Genomic DNA, 18980 nt, shown 5'->3' on the forward strand with positions numbered 1-18980 from the left:
AGTATCACCCTGTGGCTGATCTCATCACCATCACCGACCCCGACGACCCGCGCCTGCGCGACTACACGGGCCTGACCGACGTCGAACTGCGGCGCAGGCGGGAGCCCGCGGAGGGCCTCTTCATCGCCGAGGGCGAGAAGGTCATCAGACGGGCCAAGGACGCCGGGTACGAGATGCGCTCGATGCTGCTCTCCGCCAAGTGGGTCGACGTCATGCGCGACGTCATCGACGAGCTCCCGGCACCGGTCTACGCCGTCAGCCCCGACCTCGCCGAACGCGTCACCGGCTACCACGTGCACCGCGGGGCCCTCGCCTCCATGCAGCGCAAGCCGCTGCCCACGGCCGAGGAACTCCTCGCCACGACCCGCCGCGTGGTCGTCATGGAAGCGGTCAACGACCACACCAACATCGGGGCCATCTTCCGCAGCGCCGCCGCCCTCGGCATGGACGCGGTGCTGCTGTCGCCCGACTGCGCCGACCCGCTCTACCGGCGCTCGGTGAAGGTCTCCATGGGCGCGGTGTTCTCCGTGCCCTACGCCCGGCTGGAGGCCTGGCCCAAGAGCCTGGACTCGGTGCGCGAGGCCGGCTTCAAGCTGCTGGCGCTGACCCCGCACGAGAAGGCGACGCCGATCGAGGTGGCCGCTCCGCAGTCCCTGGAGCGGGTCGCCCTGATGCTCGGCGCCGAGGGCGACGGCCTGTCCACGCAGGCACTGGTCGCCTCCGACGAGTGGGTGCGCATCCCCATGGCCCACGGTGTGGACTCGCTGAACGTGGGTGCCGCCGCGGCGGTCGCCTTCTACGCGGTGGCCCAGGGCCGGTAGGGGCGCGTTACAGCTTCTGCGCGGCAGCGATGCCCAGCGCCACGATCAGCGTGACCACGATGAACACGATCAGGCGCTGGCGCATCAGTCTCGGGTCCGGCCGCGAGGGGCGCCGTCCCGTACCCGTCGTCCTGGGCGCCGGGCGGCCGCCCGTGCGTCCCGCGGTCGGCCGGGAGGACGGGCCGCCGGGATTGCGCGGGTTGCGCGAGGAGGACGGCCGAGAGTGCGGGCCGCCGGGCGCGCCGCCCTGCACCGCCCTGGGCGCGCTGCCGCCCGTACGACGCTCCGCACGCTGCTCCGCGTGGTCCGGTCCCTCGGGCAGCCGTCCCGTCGGCCGCTCGGTCCGTGCCCGCTGCGCCGGCGGGCGGCCGTCCGAGAGCCCCTGCGCCTCGCGGGCCGCGATCTCCTTGAGGCGCATCGACAGCTGGAGCGTGCTGGGCCGCTCCTCGGGGTCCTTGGCCAGGCAGGCCCGTACGAGGGGCGCCAGGGCGTCCGGGACGCCCTGCAGGTGTGGTTCCTCGTGCACCACGCGGTACAGCATGACCTCGGAACTGCCGTGCCCGAAGGGCGAGTCGGCGGTCGCCGCGTAGGCGAGGGTGGCACCGAGCGCGAAGACGTCGGTGGCCGGGGTGACGGCGGCGCCCCGCACCTGCTCGGGCGCGAGGAACCCGGGGGAGCCGACGGCCGTACCCACATGGGTGAGGGTGCTCGCCCCGGTCGCCCAGGCGATGCCGAAGTCGATGATCCGCGGGCCCTTGGGGGACAGCAGGATGTTCGAGGGCTTCAGGTCCCGGTGGACGACCCCCGCCTCGTGGACGGCGACCAGCCCCTCGGAGAGCGCGGCGCCGACGGCGGCGATCTGCGAGGCCGTCAGGGGGCCCTCCTCGGCCACCTTGTCGTGCAGCGAGGGCCCGGGCACGTACTGGGTGGCGAACCACGGCCGCTCGGCCTCCAGGTCCGCGGCGACCAGGCGCGCCGTGCACCCGCCACGGATCCGCCGTGCGGCGGACACCTCGCGGGCGAACCGCGAGCGGAACTCCTGGTCCTCGGCGAGGTCCGGCCGGATGACCTTGAGGGCGACCCGCTGCCCGCGCCGGTCCGAGCCCAGGTAGACCACGCCCATGCCGCCGGCCCCGAGCCGCCGGTGCAGTCTGAACGAGCCGACGACACGCGGGTCCTCGCGCCGGAGCCGCATCATCGCCATGTCCACCCCGCTGACGGTCGTCCTGTTGACGTGGCACAGCTTACGGACCATCCGGCATGCGTGCTCAGAGGCCGCGCCCTCGTCGGGAGATTCGATTGTCAGTGCGGCACAGCACACTTGAGAGAGTCTCAGGGATCCGGAGCCCGTGTCCGGCCGTGGCCGCCGGCGTGCTCAAACGGCCCTTCACGCAAGGGGATTGGCGCACCACCGCAGGCCGGCGGGCACCGGAGCGAGCGCCGGAGCCGCCGCGACCCGAGTCGATCTTGCAGATGCCCGGTCGGCGGACACGCATGCACGGGAAGTGACGGAAGTGAGGGAAGTCACTACCCTCCGGTCATCCCCTCGGGGAAGACCCCGACGCGAGGGGGACGCTCTCCACCCAGGGGAGTACACGGCGTGGCCGCCGTCATCCTCCTGGAGGCCCGGGAATGGGTACGAGGGCATGAGGCCGGCGGACGTCCGCCCGCCTAGTGTTGAGGTCAAGCGGCGGGTGATGCACTCGTCCCCCGAGGTCAAAAGCCCGCCGCTGCCAGACGACAGGGAGAGGGCCATGGCGGACATCGCACGGCAGGGACGCAAGGCATTCGCGTTCAACAGCCATGAGTCCGGCACCCGCCACCCACTGGTGGCCGCGGCCATGGTGCTCCCCCTGGCCGCCCTGCTGCTCTTCCTCTTCGGAGGATTCGATCAGCTGGCGGCGCAGGCGTCGTCCGTGGGCATGATGCCGGGGCGCTGAGCGGCGCCCCGGGCCCGGGAGAGCGGCCCGGGCCGGGACATCGGCCTGTCGTACCCCGTGGGGACGGGGGCGCGACGGACGGCAGGTGAAGGGTGCTGCCCGTACGACTGGGGAGTCGTACGGGCAGCACCCTTTTTGACGTCCGCACACCCGTGTGGCGGAACGCGAAAGCCCCGGCCGTCGAAACGGCCGGGGCTTTCAGGTGGTGCGCGATACTGGGATTGAACCAGTGACCTCTTCCGTGTCAGGGAAGCGCTCTCCCGCTGAGCTAATCGCGCGGGACCGCGGTACGAAACCGCAGGTGGTGCGTGTACTGCGTGCGCGATACTGGGATTGAACCAGTGACCTCTTCCGTGTCAGGGAAGCGCTCTCCCGCTGAGCTAATCGCGCGGGGATCCTTGCGGATCAGTGGACGATACTGGGATTGAACCAGTGACCTCTTCCGTGTCAGGGAAGCGCTCTCCCGCTGAGCTAATCGTCCTTGGAGGTGGAGACGGGATTTGAACCCGTGTAGACGGCTTTGCAGGCCGTTGCCTCGCCTCTCGGCCACTCCACCATGGAGCTGCAGGGGTTCTCGGGAAGATCCCCCACTTCGAGCGGACGACGAGACTCGAACTCGCGACATCCACCTTGGCAAGGTGGTGCTCTACCAACTGAGCTACGTCCGCAGGTCACCTTGTTCGCTCCGGGGTTTTCCCCCTTCGCTCCCTGGCGACGTGTTGAACTCTAGCGGATTCCCGGGCCAGCTCAAAAACGCGTTTCCGCAGCGTGCTGCCGCTCGATCACCACAGGTCACCCGGCCGTCACCGCACCGGCGCCGCCGCGTCGCCGGTCATAGACTCGCAGCCGTGCACGACCTGCCCCCCATGGCCCGCTTCGGCGGCCTCCTCGCGACCGACCTGCGGGATGTCACCAGTGACCCCGCCGCCCTCGACTCCACCGGCTTCTGGGCGGTGGCCGCCGACTTCGAAGGGCGGCTCGTCTGCGCGCGTTTCGGGGACGTCCGACCGGACCCCGTACCCGCGCCCGTGCCCGGTACCTGGCACGGTCCCGACGCCGACCGCTGGACCTCCTCGCTCGACCGCGCCGCGTACGTCGCCGGAGTACGCCGCATCCGCGAGCACATCGCGGCCGGCGAGGTCTACCAGGCCAACCTCTGCCGGGTGATGTCCGCGCCGCTGCCGGACCCGGACCGCGCCGACGTCGACGCCCTCACCGCGCACCTCGCCCGCGGCAACCCCGCACCCTTTGCAGGAACGATTCGCCTCGCCGCCCACGGCGTGGAGATCGCCACCGCCTCCCCCGAGCTCTTCCTGCGCCGCGACGGCCGCCGGGTCGAGTCCGGACCGATCAAGGGCACCGGCCGCACCGTCGACGACCTCCTCCCCAAGGACCACGCCGAGAACGTGATGATCGTGGACCTCGTACGCAACGACCTCGGCCGGGTCTGCGCCACGGGCTCCGTGTCCGTTCCCGAGCTGTGCGCCGTCGAGGAGCACCCCGGCCTCGTCCACCTCGTCTCCACCGTGAGCGGCGAACTGGCCGACGGCGCAGGCTGGCCCGAACTCCTCGACGCGACCTTCCCGCCCGGATCCGTCACGGGCGCGCCCAAGTCGTCCGCCCTGCGGATCATCGAAGCCCTGGAGACCGCCCCGCGCGGCCCCTACTGCGGAGGCATCGGCTGGGTCGACGCGGACCGCGGGGCCGGCGAGCTCGCCGTCGGCATCCGGACCTTCTGGATCGACCGGGCGGCCCCCGGCGGCCCCCGCCTGCTCTTCGGCACCGGGGCCGGCATCACGTGGGGGTCCGACCCCGACCGCGAGTGGGCGGAGACCGAGCTCAAGGCCGCCCGCCTGCTGCGGGTCGCGGCGGGCCGGGAGACCAGCGCGACCCAGGGGGCGAACGGCACCACCGGAAGGACAGCACCATGAGAATCTGGCTCGACGGAGCCCTGCGGGACGTCGACAGCGCGACGGTGTCCGTCCTCGACCACGGGCTCACCGTGGGCGACGGCGTCTTCGAGACGCTCAAGGCCGTCCGCGGCCGGCCCTTCGCGCTCACCCGCCACCTGGAACGGCTGACCCGCTCGGCCCGGGGCCTCGGCCTCCCCGACCCCGACCTCGACGAGGTGCGGCGCGCCTGCGCCGCCGTCCTGGAGGCCGAACCGGTCGAGCACGGACGGCTGCGCCTCACCTACACCGGCGGGGTCGCCCCGCTCGGCTCCGACCGGGGCGACGCCGGGACCACCCTGATCGCCGCCGTCGCCGCGTCCCCGCGCCGCCCGGACACCACCTCCGTCATCACGGTCCCCTGGGTCCGCAACGAGCGCTCCGCCGTGGCCGGCCTGAAGACCACCTCGTACGCGGAGAACGTGGTAGCGCTCGCCGCCGCGCACCGGGCCGGAGCCTCCGAGGCGCTGCTGGCCAACACCGTCGGGCGGCTCTGCGAGGGCACCGGCTCCAACGTGTTCGTCGTGCTCGACGGGGAACTGCACACCCCGCCCCTGGAATCCGGCTGCCTCGCCGGCATCACCCGTGCCCTCGTCGTCGACTGGGCCGGCGCCAAGGAGACCGACCTGCCCTTCGAGGTGCTCGCGGACGCCGAGGAGGTCTTCGTGACCTCCTCGCTGCGCGACGCCCAGGCGGTCGTCCGCCTCGACGGCCGCGAACTCGGAACGGGAGGCGGACCCGGACCCGTCACGGCCGAGGTCATGCGGATCTTCGAGGTGAAGGCCGGCGCGGACCTCGATCCGTGAACACCGGTCCGCACACACCGGTCTGCGACGCACCGGTGACGTGGAGCCGCGGGGCAGGTAGAACTCCAAGTGATGACCACCACCCTGCGGCCCGCGCAGCCGCTCCAGCGAAACAGTGACGGCACCCGGCGGCGGACCTACGAGGTCCGGGTCAACAGCCGTCGGGTCGGCACGCTCGAACTGGCCACCCGGTCCGCCGCCCAGCCCACCGTCGGCGTGATCCGGGGGCTGTGGATCGACGAGGACGACCGCCGGCGCGGACGCGGCACGGTCGCCGCGCTCGCGGCCGAGGAGGTGCTGCGCTCCTGGCGCTGCACCGGGATCGCGGTGTCGGTGCCCGCCGACGCCGGACCGGCGCTGCGGATGGCCGCGTCCCTGGGCTACCGCGAGACCGGCCGGATCATGGTCAAGGAACTGCCGGCGCAGCCGCCGGGCCTCCCGGCGGGCAGCGTCGGCCGGCCGATGACCCGGGCCGAGTTCGATGCCTGGCTCGAGCCGGGCATCGTGGAGTACGGCCGCCGGCTCGTCGCCCCGGGCATGACCGACGAGCAGGGCGTGGCCGCCTCCCGCGCCGAACACGCCAGGATGCTGCCCGACGGCCCGGACACCCCCGGGACGGACTTCCTCCTGCTGGAGTCCACGGCGGGGGAGACCCTGGGCACGGTGTGGACCGGGCAGTGCGAACTGCCCGGCCTCGGCGCCGTCCCGTACGTGTACGACGTCAAGGTCGCGCCCGAACACCGCGGGCAGGGCCACGGGCGGACCCTCATGCTCCTCGCCGAGCGGACCGTGCTGGCCGCCGGAGGCCACCGGCTGGGCCTGCACGTGGTCGAGGGCAACACCCCGGCCCGGCGGCTCTACGAGTCGCTCGGATACCGGGACATCGCGGTGAACGCCTCCAAGGAACTGATCTAGAGCGCCCAGGGCGTGCCCTGCGGCCTAGGTCGTGTCCGCGAAGTCCCGCCTGCGCGGCGGGGTCCGGCACGCGCGCTTGCCGCGTTGTCGTCGGCGGACACTCCCTAGGCCGAGGCGATCAGGCGGTCGACGATCTCCTCGATGCGGGCGCGCAGGCCCTCCTGGCTCTTGCCGCCGTCGAGGCGCTCGCCGTCGATCACGTACGTCGGGGTGCCGGTCACGCCGATCGCCTTGCCCTCGGCCTGGTCGGCGTCGACGATCAGGATGTGCCGTCCGTCGATCAGGGCGGTGTCGAACTCCTCGACGTCCAGACCCAGGCCGCGGGCCACGTCCAGCAGCACGGGCTCGCCCTTGTCGGCCAGCTCCGCCGTACGGGCCAGCAGGGCCTCCGCGTAGGGCCAGCCCTGCCCCTGCTCGGCGGCCTCCTCGGCCGCCTGCGCGGCGGCGAACGCGTGCTTGTGCTTCTCCAGGGGGAAGTGGCGCAGCCGGATGTCCAGCCGGTCGCCGTAGCGGGCCCGCAGGGCGCGGACGTCGTCCAGGGCGCGGTGGCAGTCCGGGCACTGCAGTTCGCACCAGACGTCGAGGATCACGGAATCGGTCATGCGAACAGTCTCCCAGCCCCCGCCCGCCCCACCGACCGGCACCTGCGAAGGACCCCGACCCCGAGATACCCCGGAGATCCGTCCGGCGGAGGCCCAGCGCCTGGCCCCTGCGGCGGCGGGCGGTGCACGATGGACGGACGGGGACAGACCGCCCCGCCGCCGAGAGTCCGGAGGACCGCATGCTTGCCGAGACCATTTGCTCCGCGGTGTCCGCGGCGGGCCTGGGCATCGCCGCAGTGACCGCCTACCGCAGGCGGTTCCTGGCCGCCGCGCGGATCGCCGCGTACGCGCTGGTGCCGGTCGGCCTCGTGATGACGGGTGTCGTGGAGTGGCTGACCGGCATCGTCTTCAACCCGACCGTCTGGATCGGATTCGGGCTGCTGGGGCTGGCCTGGCTGATCCTCGCCACCACCCGCGCGGTGGAGCGGCGCAGCCTGGGCGGTGCCGGTAGGCCCGCGAAGAAGACGAAGGCCGGCCCGTCCCGGGAGGCCGTCGCCCCGGCCGCCTCCAAGCCCTCCCTGAGCACCCCCGCCCCGGCCCCGGCGGACGACTTCTCCGACATCGAGGCCATCCTCAAGAAGCACGGCATCTGACCCCCGCCCCCGCCCCCGGCCGCTGAGCGACAGTGGTCGAGTCCCCGCACAGCCGCCAGGGCGCACCTCAGGGGCACGCGGTGCAGGCGCCGGGCGGCGCGAAGCACGTGGGAGGGGGTCCGGGGGTGCGGAGGGCGGTGCGTCCACGAGATCGAGCGAACTGCCGCGCGAGTGTTGGCGTGTTGAGGCGTGCGGGGCGGTGCGCTGCGCCATCATCGCCCCGACATGTTCGAGACATCGCAGAGTGACCCCGCCGTGCCCGTCGCGGTACCCGACCCTGTCGCCGACGAGCCGCGGGGCTGTCTGTTCGCGCTTTCCCAGCCGCCCCTGATGATCTTCCTAGCGGTGATCGGGATCCTGTTGCTGCTCGCCGCCGTGCACGATCTGTTCCTGCTCTGACGGTCCCGCGTCGGCCTCCTTGCGGCGGGCCCGGTACGCCGCCACGTGCAGCCGGTTCCCGCAGGTCCGGCTGTCGCAGTAACGCCGGGAGCGGTTCCGCGAGAGGTCCACGAAGGCGCGCCGGCAGTCGGGGGCCTCGCAGCGGCGCAGCCGCTCCTCTTCCCCGGAGACCACGATGAAGGCCAGTGCCATGCCGCCGTCGGCCGCCAGGTGGTCGCCCACCGAGGCGCCCGGCGCGAAGTAGTGCACGTGCCAGTCGTAGCCGTCGTGGTCGGTCAGCTGCGGGGTGGTGCCCGCGGTCGCCACGAGCTCGTTGATCAGCACGGACGCGGCGCGGGCGGTCGGCGCCGCGAAGACCTGGGCGAACTTCGAGCGCACGGTCCGCACGCCGGCCAGATCGCGGGCCCCGAGCTCACCGACGTCGCTGATCGAGTACTCCTGGACGAAGCCGCGCAGCGCTCCGATGTCCGAGAGCCCGTCGGGCTGGTCCGGTTCCGCCGCGGTGTTCACCAGCGCGACGACGACGTCGAGCGCGCGACGGGTGTCGTGTGGGATCTGCACGGTGTCTCCCTCGGGGGCCGGGCCTGCGGCGACGGGGGTGCCGCCGTGCCGCCCGACAATAGCCGGTCCCCGAGCAGCACACAGGCGCCGTCCTCGCGGGTGGCTTCCGCGGGAACAGCGCCGGGCGCAGGCGTATGTGGTTGTCCGCTCCGCACCGTCGCCCCGAGTCGGACGGTGTCGAGCGGCTGTGAGCCTGGCTCAGCTTTCGGCCAGGATGTGGGAGAGCTCCTTGTCGAGGTCGAAGTGCCGGTGCTCGGTCCCGGGTGGAACCGCGGCGTCCGTCCGCTTGAGGAACGACTCCAGGGCTCGGGCGGGTGCTTCGAGAAGCGCTTCTCCCTCCGGTGAGCTCAGGGCGATGCAGACGACGCCCTGACCGTGACTGCGGGAGGGCCAGACGCGGACGTCGCCGGTACCGGTGGGCCGGTGGAGGCCCTCCGCGAGGAGGTCGCGGGCGAACACCCATTCGACCGTTTCCTCGGCGCCGGTGTGGAAGGTGGCGTGCACGGCGTAGGGGTCGGCCGTGTCATACCGCAGGCCCGCGGGAACAGGCAGTGAGGACTCGCTCGACACAACGAGGCGCAGGTGCAGCTCGCAGCTGACCGTGGTGTTCATAAGCGCCAGGGCCTTTCGCTCAGTGTGCGCTCGGGGATTCGCACGTCGGCGAAATCGACATGCCACCTACGGTGTCGTTGTAAACCCCTCTGACCGTTTTGCGGACCTCTGGGTCCCTCGGACGGCGGATCCAAACCACCGTTCCCGTGTGCTTCGCGCTCGGGTAGATTCGACCCATGAATACGGGGAGTGACCGCGGAACGAACGAGTCCGCTACCGGCGACGCCGCCACGGAAGCCACCGCACAGGCCGCTGCGGGAACCGCCGAGGAGACCGCGGAGGAAAAGCCGCACGTCTCGAAGGCGCCCGCCTTCATCAAGGCGCGCAAGAGCCTGCACCTCAGCTGGCAGGTCGGAGTCTTCGTCGTCGGACTCGCGGTGATCGCGGCCGGCGTCGCCATGCTCGTCCTGCCCGGCCCCGGCTGGGTCGCGATCTTCGCGGGCCTGGCGATCTGGGCCACCGAGTTCGCCTGGGCCCACCTCGTGCTGCGCTGGACCAAGCGCAAGGTCACCGAGGCCGCCCAGAAGGCGCTCGACCCGAAGGTGCGCCGCCGCAACATCATCCTGACCACCACGGGCCTCGTCATCGCGGGCGCCCTGATCGGCTTCTACCTGTGGAAGTACGGGCTCGTCCTGCCCTGGGACCTCAAGGACCAGTGATGGTCAAAGAGCACCGCTGACATGGGGTAATGTTTGCGGTGCGTCCGGGCGATTAGCTCAGTGGGAGAGCACTTCGTTCACACCGAAGGGGTCACTGGTTCGAACCCAGTATCGCCCACCCGGACCAGAGGCCCGGAGACTTCACCGTCTCCGGGCCTCCGGCGTTCCCGCCCTACCGCAGCCGCCCGATCACGGCCCGCAGCCTGCGGGCGTCGCGCAGCCGCTTCTCGTACGTCGCCCCCACCGCCAGCAGCAGCACGCCCGCCAGGGCCGGCAGCACCCAGCGCGGCAGCGCACCCGCGACCTGCACCACGTACGGGGCCAGCTCGTGCACCGCCACCGCCGCCAGCACCGCGCCGCCCAGCAGGAGCGGGGCCTGCAGCCGCCACCTCGCGCCCGCCAGGGTCACCGCCAGCGCGGCCACCCCCAGCACCAACGGGCGCACCCAGTCCGCGTCGGCCCAGGCCGCCAGCAGGCTCGGCAGCAGCGTCGCCGCCAGCCCCGGTCCGTACGCCGCCCAGGACGAGGCCCGTGCGTCCCGGCGCCGCCGCAGGAACCCCACCGCGAGGGCGGGCACGGTGACCGGCAGCGTGTAGGCCTCCGGCGCCGTCACCCCCGCCTCCGCCAGCCGCACCCACGTCGCCGCCACGAACAGCGCGCCCGCGGCCCAGCCCAGCACCCGCCGCTCCGGCCGCACCGCCGCCCCCGCGCAGACCACCCCGGACAGCGCCAGGACCAGCGCCAGCGTCCCGGGCCGCCCCGCGGACAGGGCCAGGGCCAGGACGCCCGACACGGCCGCCGCGATCTCGGCCGGCAGCCGTACGGCCCCCAGCCGCGGACCCAGCGCCGCCACCAGCGCCGGAACCGCGAGGACCGGCAGCGCCCACCAGACCACCGCCAGGTCCGTCACCGCGGCCGCCGCCACCAGCAGCCCCGTCGCGTAACCGACCGCGCACACGGCCGCCCCCGACCGCACCCACCGCACGGCGGGCCCGTACGCCGCTCCCGCCGCACAGCCGGCACCCAGCAGCCCCCAGACCGCGAAGGTCGCCGCGCGGCCGTCCAGCGCGCCCAGGGACACGTTCACGGCCCCCGCCAGCGCGCACGCGGCCGCGGCGATCCCGGCCCCCCGCCCCGGGGAGCGCAGAGCCAGGAACCCCGCCGCGCCCGTCACCGCGAGCTGTAGCGCGAACACCGCCGCCACCGGGAACCCCAGCAGCACCGGCGCCGCGAACAGACCCGCCCAGCCCAGTACCACCGCCAGCACCCCGGGCTCCGGCCGCGCCGACACCCGCGACAGCCACCGGGCCGCCCCCGCCGTCAGCAGCAGCCCGACCGCCGCCGACGCCCCCGGACCGTACGCATCCGCCGCCGGGGTGGTCGCCGCCCACACCTCCTCCAGCACCCGCAGCCGGGCCACCAGCACCGGAGCCACCGCCGCGCCGGACGCCAGCGCGCCGAGGGCGCCCACCACCGCGCCGGCCCCGACCGCCCCGCGCCGCACCGCCTCAGGCAGCGCGGGCACCCGTACCGCCGCCAGCAGCGGCAGACCCACCAGCAGGTGCGCCACCACCGCCCAGCCCGGTGCGAGCTCCGGCCGGGCCACGCCGGCCACGGCCACCACCGCCGCCACACCGCCCACCAGCGCGGCACCCCAGACCCGCGGCTCCCGCCAGGCGGCGGCCACGCCCAGGGCCGCGCCCGCCAGCAGCAGCGCCGCCGGAGCCAGGGCCTGCGCCGCCGACCCCGCCGACCACGACTGGGCCGCTCCGACCAGCAGCGCTGCCGAGCCCAGCAGCGCCGCCGGGAGGGCGGCCGCCCGCACCCGCAGCGCCAGCGCCGCGTCCAGCGCCGCCGTCACCAGCAGCGCCCAGCCGACCCCCAGCGGCCCCGCCTGCCAGGCCACCGCCGCCAGCGGCAGCGGCAGCTGCGCCGCGACCACCGCCGCCGGCAGCGGGATCCGCAGCGTGCGCAGCGCCGACCCGTACCCGGCCCACACCGCCGCCAGCACCGCGGCCGCGCCGGCCGCGTACCCGGTGCCGTCGGCGTCCGGCATCCCGACCGCGTACAGCGCGTACGCGTCCAGCACCGTCAGCAGCAGCCCCACGGCGGCCACCGACTCCGCCGTCGACCGCAGCCCGCGGCGCAGCAGCACCGCGGGGGCAGCCAGCGCCGCCGCCGTCACCACGGCCAGCACCGCCGAACGCCCGGCGATCCCCATGGAGCCCCAGCTGACCAGAGTGAACGCCAGCGCGGCCACGGCCAGCAGCACCGCGCCCAGGGTGAGCAGCACGTTCTGCGCTCCGGGGGCCGAAGCCTCCTTCGCCGGTCCGGCGGACCAGGCGGGCGCGGCCGGCGAACCGGACGCGGCGGGCCCCCAGCGGACCGCCGCCGCGCCCGACTGCTGGAGCAGGCGCAGCAGCCAGTCCCGGCGGGCCAGCAAGTACAGGCGCCGGGCATCGAGTTGGGCCAGCTCACGGTCGATGAGCGCCAGCTCTTCGGCCGGCGGCAGAGGGGAGTTCATATGCGGAGTGTGGCGCCCGTCACCCGGTCAGGACATGGGCGGGGGTACTCAAGTACGCCCTGAGTACGTCCGGGCCGGGCCCGGACGGGGAAGCGGTTTGAACCAGCCCCGAGGCTTCTGTATTGTTCAGTGCGTTCCCGGGCGATTAGCTCAGCGGGAGAGCACTTCGTTCACACCGAAGGGGTCACTGGTTCGATCCCAGTATCGCCCACCGGGAGAGGCCGGTCCGTCGACGACGGACCGGCCTTCCGCATGTTCGGGCCCCCTGCCCGGCTACGCGGCCGCCGACAGATCCGGCCGCAGCGGCCAGTGCGGGTCCACCGCCTCCGGGGTCCCCTGCCGCGCGAACCACGCCTGCAGACCGCGCGCCTGCGCCGCGTGCCACACCGCCTGGAGCGTGTGCAGTTCGGCCGGCGTCAGCCGCTCCAGCCGCGAGGCGAACCGGCGCCCCACCGCCCGTACCAGCTCCAGCGAGGCCAGCGCGTCCGCCGCCGCGTCGTGCGCGCCCTCCAGCTCGATCCCGTAGTGCGCGCACAGGTCCGTCAGCGTCCGGCGGCCCTTGCGGTACCGGTCCAGGTGCTTGTCCAGCACCCGCGGGTCCAGCACCGTCAGCGGCCGGTTGTCCAGGTACCGCGACAGCGACGACGCCCGGTGCCGGCGCAACTCCCGGTCCAGCAGCGTCAGGTCGAACGGCGCGTTCATCACCACCACCGGCCGGCCCGCGACCTGCTGCTCCCCGAGCGACCGGGCTATCTCCTCCACCACCGGCGCCGGCCAGCGCCCGTGGCGCTGCAGGTGCTCGTCGGTGAGACCGTGCACTTCCGTCGCGCCCGCGGGCACCGGAACGCCGGGGTTGACCAGCCAGCGGGTCGTGCGGACCCGGCCGCCCGCGCACTCCTGAACGATGAGCGCGGCGGACACGATCCGGTCCTGCTCCACGTCCACCCCGGTCGTCTCCGTGTCGAATGCGGCCAGCGGGCCCTCATACCAGCGGTTCATGGCGAACTCCTCGTCCCCGGTCGGCAGTTGGGGTGCAGCCGGGCGCCGCCGCCTCGGAACGTGCCGCCCCTGCCCGAATCGGTGATACCCGGGCTGTTTGTTCCGTACGCCGTTTGCGGCGACCCGGGTGAGGAGACAACACCCTTGGGGGACCGTACACATGACCGGTCGTCACCCACCCACCACCGAAGGCAGAGCCCGGAAGGCACGGGGAGCCGGCCATGGCGCTCGCACAGCCCGAACCGGGCGGGGTGCTGGCGGGGCAGATCGATCCGCGGACCGGTACCGGTACAGGTACACCGGACGGGACGCGGGCCGTACCGCTGCGCGGCACACTCGCCACCACCGCCTGCATGGAGACCCTCCAAGTGGGATACCTGCACGCCGTCGCCGCCGCGGCCGGCTGCTCGCTGTCCCAGCCCTTCCCGGACAACGGCGTGGACTGGCACGTCAGCCACGGGGCTCCCGAACACGTCGTCGACGACGAGGTCACCATCAAGGTGCAGTTGAAGGCGACCTACCAGGTACCGCCCCGGCCGCCCGGCCCCACCTTCGCCTTCACCCTCGACAACGAACACCTGGTGAAGCTGGCCCGCACCCCGGTCGCCGTCCACAAGATCCTCGTCGTGATGCTCGTCCCGCGGGAGCGCGACCAGTGGCTCGCCGCCGGACACGACCGGCTCGACCTGCGGCACTGCTGCTACTGGACCAATCTCGCCGGACACCCCGTGACCGGCCGGCGCCGGACCACCGTACGGATACCGACCGCGCGGATCTTCGACGACCGGGCGCTGTGCGAGATCATGACCCGGGTCGGGTCGGGAGGGACACCCTGATGCACTGGCACCCGTCGAACCTCGAACCACTGCTGCCCCCGGACCACGGCGGCCACGGGCACTTCCCGGACTTCCCGCACTCCGCCGCGCCCGATCCCGCGCAGGTCGACCCCGCCGTGCTCGGCGCGCTGCTGCACCGGCACGGCTGGCTGCGCCGGGGCGGGGCGGCCGGCCGGTACGGGCGCTGGACACCGCCCGGATACGTCGGCACCAGCGTGCTCGTCCCCGAGAACCGGGCCTTCCCCGACTGCGCCGACCTCCTGGAGGAGGCGCTGACCGCGCTCTCGCGCAGCACGCTCCCGTCCGCGCGGGAGGTGCTCTACGGGCTGAGCGTGCCCAGCGACGAGATCCGCTGGGAGCGGGAGGTCCCGCCCGGGGCGTACGGGCTGGAGGGCGAGGCCGCCTGGACCGTGCAGGAGCAGCTGCGCTCGGCCGCCCGGCAGTTGCTGCTCGCCGGGGCGCTCGCCGCGCGGGCGAGGGCCGGCTACTACGGCGCCCGCCACCGGGCCCAGGCCGAACGGGCCCTGGACACCGTCCTGGTGGGGCCGCAGCCCGGCGGGCGGCACCTGAGCGCGTACGTGCCGGTGGACGGCGGGCGGGGCATCGTCACGCGGCTGCACCACGCGCTGCACGCGGCCCGCGAGGCGGCGGACTACCAGCGGGCCACCGGCGGCATGGAGGCCTTCGACGCCGCCGTGGCGGCGGGCGTCAGCCGGGAGCTCGCCGAGGCGCTGATCGCACTGGTGCGGGGCTCGGAGGGAGCCCGTGTCGGGCTGGCCTGGGCACCGGCGGCGGGGGTTCCGGCGGGCTGTGCGGCCCGGCCCGAGCCGGTGGAGTTCTCCCCGGGCGACCTGCCGGTCCTGCGGGAGGCGGCGGCGCGCTACACCCGCGACGAGCCGGCCGTGCCGGTGCGCGTCGCGGGGGCCGTGGTCCGGATGCGGCGCTCGGCGCCGGGCGGCGGGGGCACGGTCCGGCTGCGGGTCCTCGCCGGGGCGGAGGTCCCGTACGTACGCGCCGCGCTCGACGAGGAGGCGTACCGGGTCGCGGGCCACGCGCACCTGGTGGGCCTGCCGATCCGGATCAGCGGAAGGCTGCAGCGCCGGGGCGGCTTCCGCAGGCTCACCGACGCCACGGACGTGAGCCCCGTACCCCTGGACGAGGTCGAGCGGGACCGCCTCATGAAGTCGCTGGACGAGTCCCTCGACCCGGCGGACGTCCTGCCGTCCGACGACTGAAGGACACCATGACCAGGCCCGGAGCGGGGGAGAAGTCGGCGCCGCGTTCGAAGCCGAGCGCCTCGTAGAGGCGGACGGCGGGAGTGTTGGCGGCGCCCGTGGTGACGTGGACGGGGCGGCCGGGGAAGAGCTCGGCCAGGGCGTGGCGCAGCAGCAGGGAGGCGACGCCCCGGCGGAAGAAGGCCGGGGCGACGCAGAGCCGGTCGATGCCGATGGCGCCGTCGGGCCCCTCCTCCCAGGCGAGGAAGCCGGCCAGCTCGCCGCCCTCGGAGACGGCCCCGACCCACCGCAGCGGCTGCGCGCGCATCTCGGGGAGGCTCTCGCGCAGGGCGGGGATCCCGTCGAAGCCGATGATCTCCGCCTCGACGGAGTACGCGGCCCGGCCGATCCGGTGCACGGCGTCGGCGGTGGCGTCGTCGCTCAGGTCGAGCGGGCGTATGTGCGGGCTCGGCATACGGGTCCCTCCGGGGGCTGGGGCGGCCCCCACGCTACCGGCGTCCCCCGGCCGTCCGCCGCGCGCCTGCTGCGCGGGCTGTGCCGGTTTGGGTCGGGCTCGGGTGGGGCGGTGCTTTGTGCTGCGCGGGGCGTGCCGGTTCGGGTCGGGCTTCGGGTGGGTCGGTGCTTTGTGTTGCGCGGGGCGTGCCGGTTCGGGTCGGGCTTCGGGTGGGGCGGTGGCTTGTGTTGCGCGGGGCGTGCCGGTTCGGCTCCGGGTGGGGCGGTGCTTTGTGTTGCGCGGGGCGTGCCGGTTCGGGTCGGGCTTCGGGTGGGGCGGTGCCCCTCCGGGGTGTCTCCTCGGCTCGCGAACCCTGTGCCGGTCCGGCCCGCTGGTCGGGGTTGGGTTCGCTCGGCCTGCGGGGACACCCCGGAGTGTCCCCACCCCACGCCCGGCTTCGCCCGTGGCCCCCGGGCCCACTCCGGGTGGGGTGGGGGCACACCGGGATCTCCCCGCAGGTCGAGCGAACCCACCGCCGACCGTCGGGCCGGTCCGGCCAGGGGTTCGCGAGCCGAGGAGAGGTCCCGGGGGGACCCCGCCCCACCCCCCGCCTGCGGCGGCCCGGAGCCGGGGCTTCGCCCGCACACGGTGCCCGACGTCGGGTCGTCCCGGGGTGCGGCCGGTGCCGCCACACGCCCCGCCTGCGGCTGCCCGGGCTGGGCCGGAGTCCGCGGGCTTGGCTTCGGCCCGGAGCCGGGGCTTCGCCCGCACACGGTGCCCGACGTCGGGTCGTCCCAGGGGCGCGGCCGGTGGCGCTCCACACCCCGCCTGCGGCGGCGCGGAGGCTGGGCTTCGCCCCGCGATGGTCGACGGCGGGTCGTGCCGGGGTGCGGCCGGGGGCGCTCCAGGCCTCGCCTGCGGCTGGCCGCGCCGCTGCGGGCCGGTTCGGGCGGGGGCACGCTCCGCCTGCGGCTGCCATCGGCCGGCGGGAGCCGTACCGGCAGGGGGGCCGGGCCGGGCCCGGGAGGAACCGTTTAGCGGCGCAGCCCCTCCGCTCGGTACGATTCAGGCGCGCAGCGTTCGCTCGCGCACCCCCTGAGTCAGGAGAGACCGGTGTCAGACGTCCGTGTGATCATCCAACGCGATTCCGAGCGGGACGAGCGCGTGGTGGCCACGGGCACTACGGCGGCGGAGCTCTTCGCCGGCGAGCGCACCATCGTCGCCGCCCGCGTCGCGGGCGAGCTCAAGGACCTCACCTACGCGGTGCAGGACGGCGAGACCGTCGAGCCGGTGGAGATCTCCTCCGAGGACGGCCTCGACATCCTGCGCCACTCGACCGCGCACGTCATGGCGCAGGCCGTGCAGGAGCTGTTCCCCGAGGCCAAGCTCGGCATCGGCCCCCCGGTCCAGAACGGCTTCTACTACGACTTCGACGTGGCCCGGCCCTTCACCCCGGAGGACCTCAAGGCCATCGAGAAGAAGATGCAGGAGATCCAGAAGCGCGGCCAGCGCTTCTCGCGCCGCGTCGTCACCGACGAGGCGGCCCGCGAGGAGCTCGCGGACGAGCCGTACAAGCTGGAGCTCATCGGCATCAAGGGCTCCGCGTCCACCGACGACGGTGCGAACGTCGAGGTGGGCGGCGGCGAGCTGACCATCTACGACAACCTGGACGCCAAGACCGGCGAGCTGTGCTGGAAGGACCTCTGCCGCGGTCCCCACCTGCCCACCACCCGCAACATCCCGGCGTTCAAGCTCATGCGCAACGCGGCCGCCTACTGGCGCGGCAGCGAGAAGAACCCGATGCTCCAGCGCATCTACGGCACCGCGTGGCCGTCGAAGGAGGAGCTGAAGGCCCACCTCGACTTCCTCGCCGAGGCCGAGAAGCGCGACCACCGCAAGCTCGGCAACGAGCTCGACCTCTTCTCCGTCCCGGACGAGATCGGCTCCGGCCTCGCCGTCTTCCACCCGCGCGGCGGCATCATCCGCCGCACCATGGAGGACTACTCGCGCCGCCGGCACGAGGAGGAGGGCTACGAGTTCGTCTACTCGCCGCACGCCACCAAGGGCGCGCTCTTCGAGAAGAGCGGCCACCTGGACTGGTACGCGGAGGGCATGTACCCCCCCATGCAGCTCGACGGTGGTACCGACTACTACCTCAAGCCCATGAACTGCCCGATGCACAACCTGATCTTCGACGCGCGCGGCCGCTCCTACCGCGAACTGCCGCTGCGCCTGTTCGAGTTCGGCACCGTGTACCGGTACGAGAAGTCCGGCGTCGTGCACGGCCTGACCCGGGCCCGCGGCTTCACCCAGGACGACGCGCACATCTACTGCACCCGTGAGCAGATGGCGGACGAGCTGGACCGCACGCTCACCTTCGTGCTGAACCTGCTGCGCGACTACGGCCTGACCGACTTCTACCTGGAGCTGTCCACCAAGGACCCGGAGAAGTTCGTCGGCTCGGACGAGGTCTGGGAGGAGGCCACCGCCGTCCTCCAGCAGGTCGCCGAGAAGCAGGGCCTCCCGCTGACCCCCGACCCGGGCGGCGCGGCCTTCTACGGTCCGAAGATCTCCGTGCAGGCGCGCGACGCCATCGGCCGTACCTGGCAGATGTCGACCGTGCAGCTCGACTTCAACCTGCCGGAGCGCTTCAACCTGGAGTACACCGCCCCGGACGGCTCCCGCCAGCGCCCGGTCATGATCCACCGCGCGCTGTTCGGCTCGATCGAGCGGTTCTTCGCCGTGCTGCTGGAGCACTACGCGGGCGCCATGCCGCCGTGGCTGGCCCCGGTCCAGGCCGTCGGCATCCCGATCGGCGACGGTCACGTGGAGTACCTGCAGGAGTTCGCCGCCGAGGCGAAGAAGCAGGGCCTGCGGGTCGAGGTGGACGCCTCCTCCGACCGGATGCAGAAGAAGATCCGCAACCACCAGAAGCTCAAGGTGCCGTTCATGATCATCGTCGGTGACGAGGACATGGCGGCGGGCACGGTCTCCTTCCGCTACCGCGACGGTTCGCAGGAGAACGGCATCCCGAAGGACGAGGCGCTCGCCAAGCTGGCGAAGGTCGTCGCGGACCGCGTCCAGGTCTGATGCGTG

Annotated in this window: 16 protein-coding genes, 7 tRNA genes and 1 pseudogene; 12 read left to right on the forward strand and 12 right to left on the reverse strand. The window is 73.6% G+C overall.

The window, feature by feature from the left end:
• Nucleotides 1-11: 11 nt before the first annotated feature.
• On the forward strand, nucleotides 12-821 hold the full coding sequence (locus tag IG86_RS0120700; RefSeq protein ID WP_030830064.1) for a TrmH family RNA methyltransferase: 810 nt from the start codon (nucleotides 12-14) through the stop codon (nucleotides 819-821).
• On the opposite strand, the pseudogene IG86_RS0120705 reads toward IG86_RS0120700, so the two are convergent.
• Nucleotides 765-2031 (reverse strand): annotated as a pseudogene (locus IG86_RS0120705) (serine/threonine-protein kinase); the annotation flags it as partial. The gene IG86_RS0120700 and the pseudogene IG86_RS0120705 sit on opposite strands and share 57 nt — an antisense overlap.
• Nucleotides 2032-2575: 544 nt before the next feature.
• Between IG86_RS0120705 and IG86_RS0120710 the strand changes: the two are divergent.
• On the forward strand, nucleotides 2576-2761 hold the full coding sequence (locus IG86_RS0120710) for a hypothetical protein (protein ID WP_030830068.1): 186 nt from the start codon (nucleotides 2576-2578) through the stop codon (nucleotides 2759-2761).
• Between the two features lie 203 nt (nucleotides 2762-2964).
• Here the strand turns inward: IG86_RS0120710 and IG86_RS0120715 are convergent.
• From IG86_RS0120715 to IG86_RS0120735, 5 genes are all read right to left on the reverse strand, one after another.
• Nucleotides 2965-3039 (reverse strand) — tRNA-Val (locus IG86_RS0120715).
• A gap of 40 nt (nucleotides 3040-3079) precedes the next feature.
• Nucleotides 3080-3151 (reverse strand) — tRNA-Val (locus IG86_RS0120720).
• A gap of 19 nt (nucleotides 3152-3170) precedes the next feature.
• Nucleotides 3171-3242: transfer RNA gene (locus IG86_RS0120725), tRNA-Val, on the reverse strand.
• A gap of 1 nt (nucleotide 3243) precedes the next feature.
• Nucleotides 3244-3317, reverse strand: a tRNA-Cys gene (locus IG86_RS0120730).
• A gap of 39 nt (nucleotides 3318-3356) precedes the next feature.
• Nucleotides 3357-3429 (reverse strand) — tRNA-Gly (locus tag IG86_RS0120735).
• A gap of 180 nt (nucleotides 3430-3609) precedes the next feature.
• On the opposite strand from IG86_RS0120735, the gene IG86_RS0120740 reads away from it, so the two are divergent.
• The 3 genes from IG86_RS0120740 (at nucleotide 3610) to IG86_RS0120750 (ending at nucleotide 6431) form a co-directional block, all read left to right on the forward strand.
• Nucleotides 3610-4692 (forward strand): chorismate-binding protein, encoded by a 1083-nt coding sequence (locus IG86_RS0120740; RefSeq protein WP_030898631.1) that lies wholly within the window; start codon nucleotides 3610-3612, stop codon nucleotides 4690-4692.
• Complete coding sequence (locus IG86_RS0120745) at nucleotides 4689-5516, forward strand: aminotransferase class IV (protein WP_030830074.1); 828 nt, start codon at nucleotides 4689-4691, stop codon at nucleotides 5514-5516. The genes IG86_RS0120740 and IG86_RS0120745 overlap by 4 nt, the downstream gene beginning before the upstream one ends.
• A gap of 72 nt (nucleotides 5517-5588) precedes the next feature.
• Nucleotides 5589-6431, forward strand: a complete 843-nt coding sequence (locus tag IG86_RS0120750) for a GNAT family N-acetyltransferase (RefSeq protein WP_030898634.1) — start codon at nucleotides 5589-5591, stop codon at nucleotides 6429-6431.
• A gap of 104 nt (nucleotides 6432-6535) precedes the next feature.
• Here the strand turns inward: IG86_RS0120750 and IG86_RS0120755 are convergent, their stop codons facing one another.
• A complete protein-coding gene (locus IG86_RS0120755) occupies nucleotides 6536-7033 on the reverse strand; it encodes a DsbA family protein (RefSeq protein WP_030830080.1) in 498 nt (165 codons plus the stop codon).
• A gap of 179 nt (nucleotides 7034-7212) precedes the next feature.
• Here IG86_RS0120755 and IG86_RS0120760 point away from each other — a divergent pair, with 179 nt between their 5' ends.
• Entirely contained in the window at nucleotides 7213-7626 is a 414-nt protein-coding gene (locus tag IG86_RS0120760) for a hypothetical protein (RefSeq protein ID WP_030898637.1), read from the forward strand.
• Nucleotides 7627-7965: 339 nt separating this feature from the next.
• Here the strand turns inward: IG86_RS0120760 and IG86_RS0120765 are convergent, their stop codons facing one another.
• Together IG86_RS0120765 and IG86_RS0120770 are read right to left on the reverse strand one after the other, a co-directional pair.
• Nucleotides 7966-8586 (reverse strand): CGNR zinc finger domain-containing protein, encoded by a 621-nt coding sequence (locus tag IG86_RS0120765; RefSeq protein ID WP_030830085.1) that lies wholly within the window; start codon nucleotides 8584-8586, stop codon nucleotides 7966-7968.
• A gap of 198 nt (nucleotides 8587-8784) precedes the next feature.
• Complete coding sequence (locus tag IG86_RS0120770) at nucleotides 8785-9198, reverse strand: SsgA family sporulation/cell division regulator (RefSeq protein ID WP_030011909.1); 414 nt, start codon at nucleotides 9196-9198, stop codon at nucleotides 8785-8787.
• 176 nt (nucleotides 9199-9374) lie between these two features.
• Here IG86_RS0120770 and IG86_RS0120775 point away from each other — a divergent pair, with 176 nt between their 5' ends.
• Both IG86_RS0120775 and IG86_RS0120780 read left to right on the forward strand, forming a co-directional pair.
• The gene (locus tag IG86_RS0120775; protein WP_030830088.1) at nucleotides 9375-9857 is read left to right on the forward strand and encodes a TIGR02611 family protein; all 483 of its coding nucleotides are present in this window, start codon (nucleotides 9375-9377) and stop codon (nucleotides 9855-9857) included.
• A 46-nt stretch (nucleotides 9858-9903) separates the two neighbouring features.
• A tRNA-Val gene (locus IG86_RS0120780) sits at nucleotides 9904-9975 on the forward strand.
• A gap of 54 nt (nucleotides 9976-10029) precedes the next feature.
• Here the strand turns inward: IG86_RS0120780 and IG86_RS0120785 are convergent.
• Complete coding sequence (locus IG86_RS0120785; RefSeq protein WP_030898641.1) at nucleotides 10030-12381, reverse strand: SCO7613 C-terminal domain-containing membrane protein; 2352 nt, start codon at nucleotides 12379-12381, stop codon at nucleotides 10030-10032.
• 139 nt (nucleotides 12382-12520) lie between these two features.
• Between IG86_RS0120785 and IG86_RS0120790 the strand changes: the two genes are divergently transcribed.
• Nucleotides 12521-12592 (forward strand) — tRNA-Val (locus IG86_RS0120790).
• 62 nt (nucleotides 12593-12654) lie between these two features.
• Here the strand turns inward: IG86_RS0120790 and IG86_RS0120795 are convergent.
• Nucleotides 12655-13380: a 3'-5' exonuclease gene (locus tag IG86_RS0120795; protein ID WP_030656127.1), complete on the reverse strand. Its 726-nt coding sequence runs from the start codon at nucleotides 13378-13380 to the stop codon at nucleotides 12655-12657.
• Between the two features lie 221 nt (nucleotides 13381-13601).
• On the opposite strand from IG86_RS0120795, the gene IG86_RS0120800 reads away from it, so the two are divergent.
• Both IG86_RS0120800 and IG86_RS0120805 read left to right on the forward strand, forming a co-directional pair.
• Entirely contained in the window at nucleotides 13602-14216 is a 615-nt protein-coding gene (locus IG86_RS0120800) for a DUF4365 domain-containing protein (RefSeq protein ID WP_030830096.1), read from the forward strand.
• Complete coding sequence (locus tag IG86_RS0120805; protein ID WP_244305970.1) at nucleotides 14216-15451, forward strand: hypothetical protein; 1236 nt, start codon at nucleotides 14216-14218, stop codon at nucleotides 15449-15451. The genes IG86_RS0120800 and IG86_RS0120805 overlap by 1 nt, the downstream gene beginning before the upstream one ends.
• Here IG86_RS0120805 and IG86_RS0120810 read toward each other — a convergent pair.
• Nucleotides 15393-15905, reverse strand: coding sequence for a GNAT family N-acetyltransferase (locus tag IG86_RS0120810; protein WP_051785304.1), 513 nt, complete (start codon nucleotides 15903-15905; stop codon nucleotides 15393-15395). The genes IG86_RS0120805 and IG86_RS0120810 overlap by 59 nt on opposite strands.
• A gap of 1092 nt (nucleotides 15906-16997) precedes the next feature.
• Between IG86_RS0120810 and thrS the strand changes: the two genes are divergently transcribed.
• Nucleotides 16998-18974 carry a threonine--tRNA ligase gene (thrS, locus tag IG86_RS0120815; RefSeq protein WP_030830114.1) on the forward strand — a complete coding sequence of 659 codons (1977 nt, stop codon included), beginning with the start codon at nucleotides 16998-17000 and terminating at the stop codon, nucleotides 18972-18974.
• Nucleotides 18975-18980: the final 6 nt, after the last annotated feature.

Source organism: Streptomyces virginiae, assembly GCF_000720455.1.
Classification (GTDB): domain Bacteria; phylum Actinomycetota; class Actinomycetes; order Streptomycetales; family Streptomycetaceae; genus Streptomyces; species Streptomyces virginiae.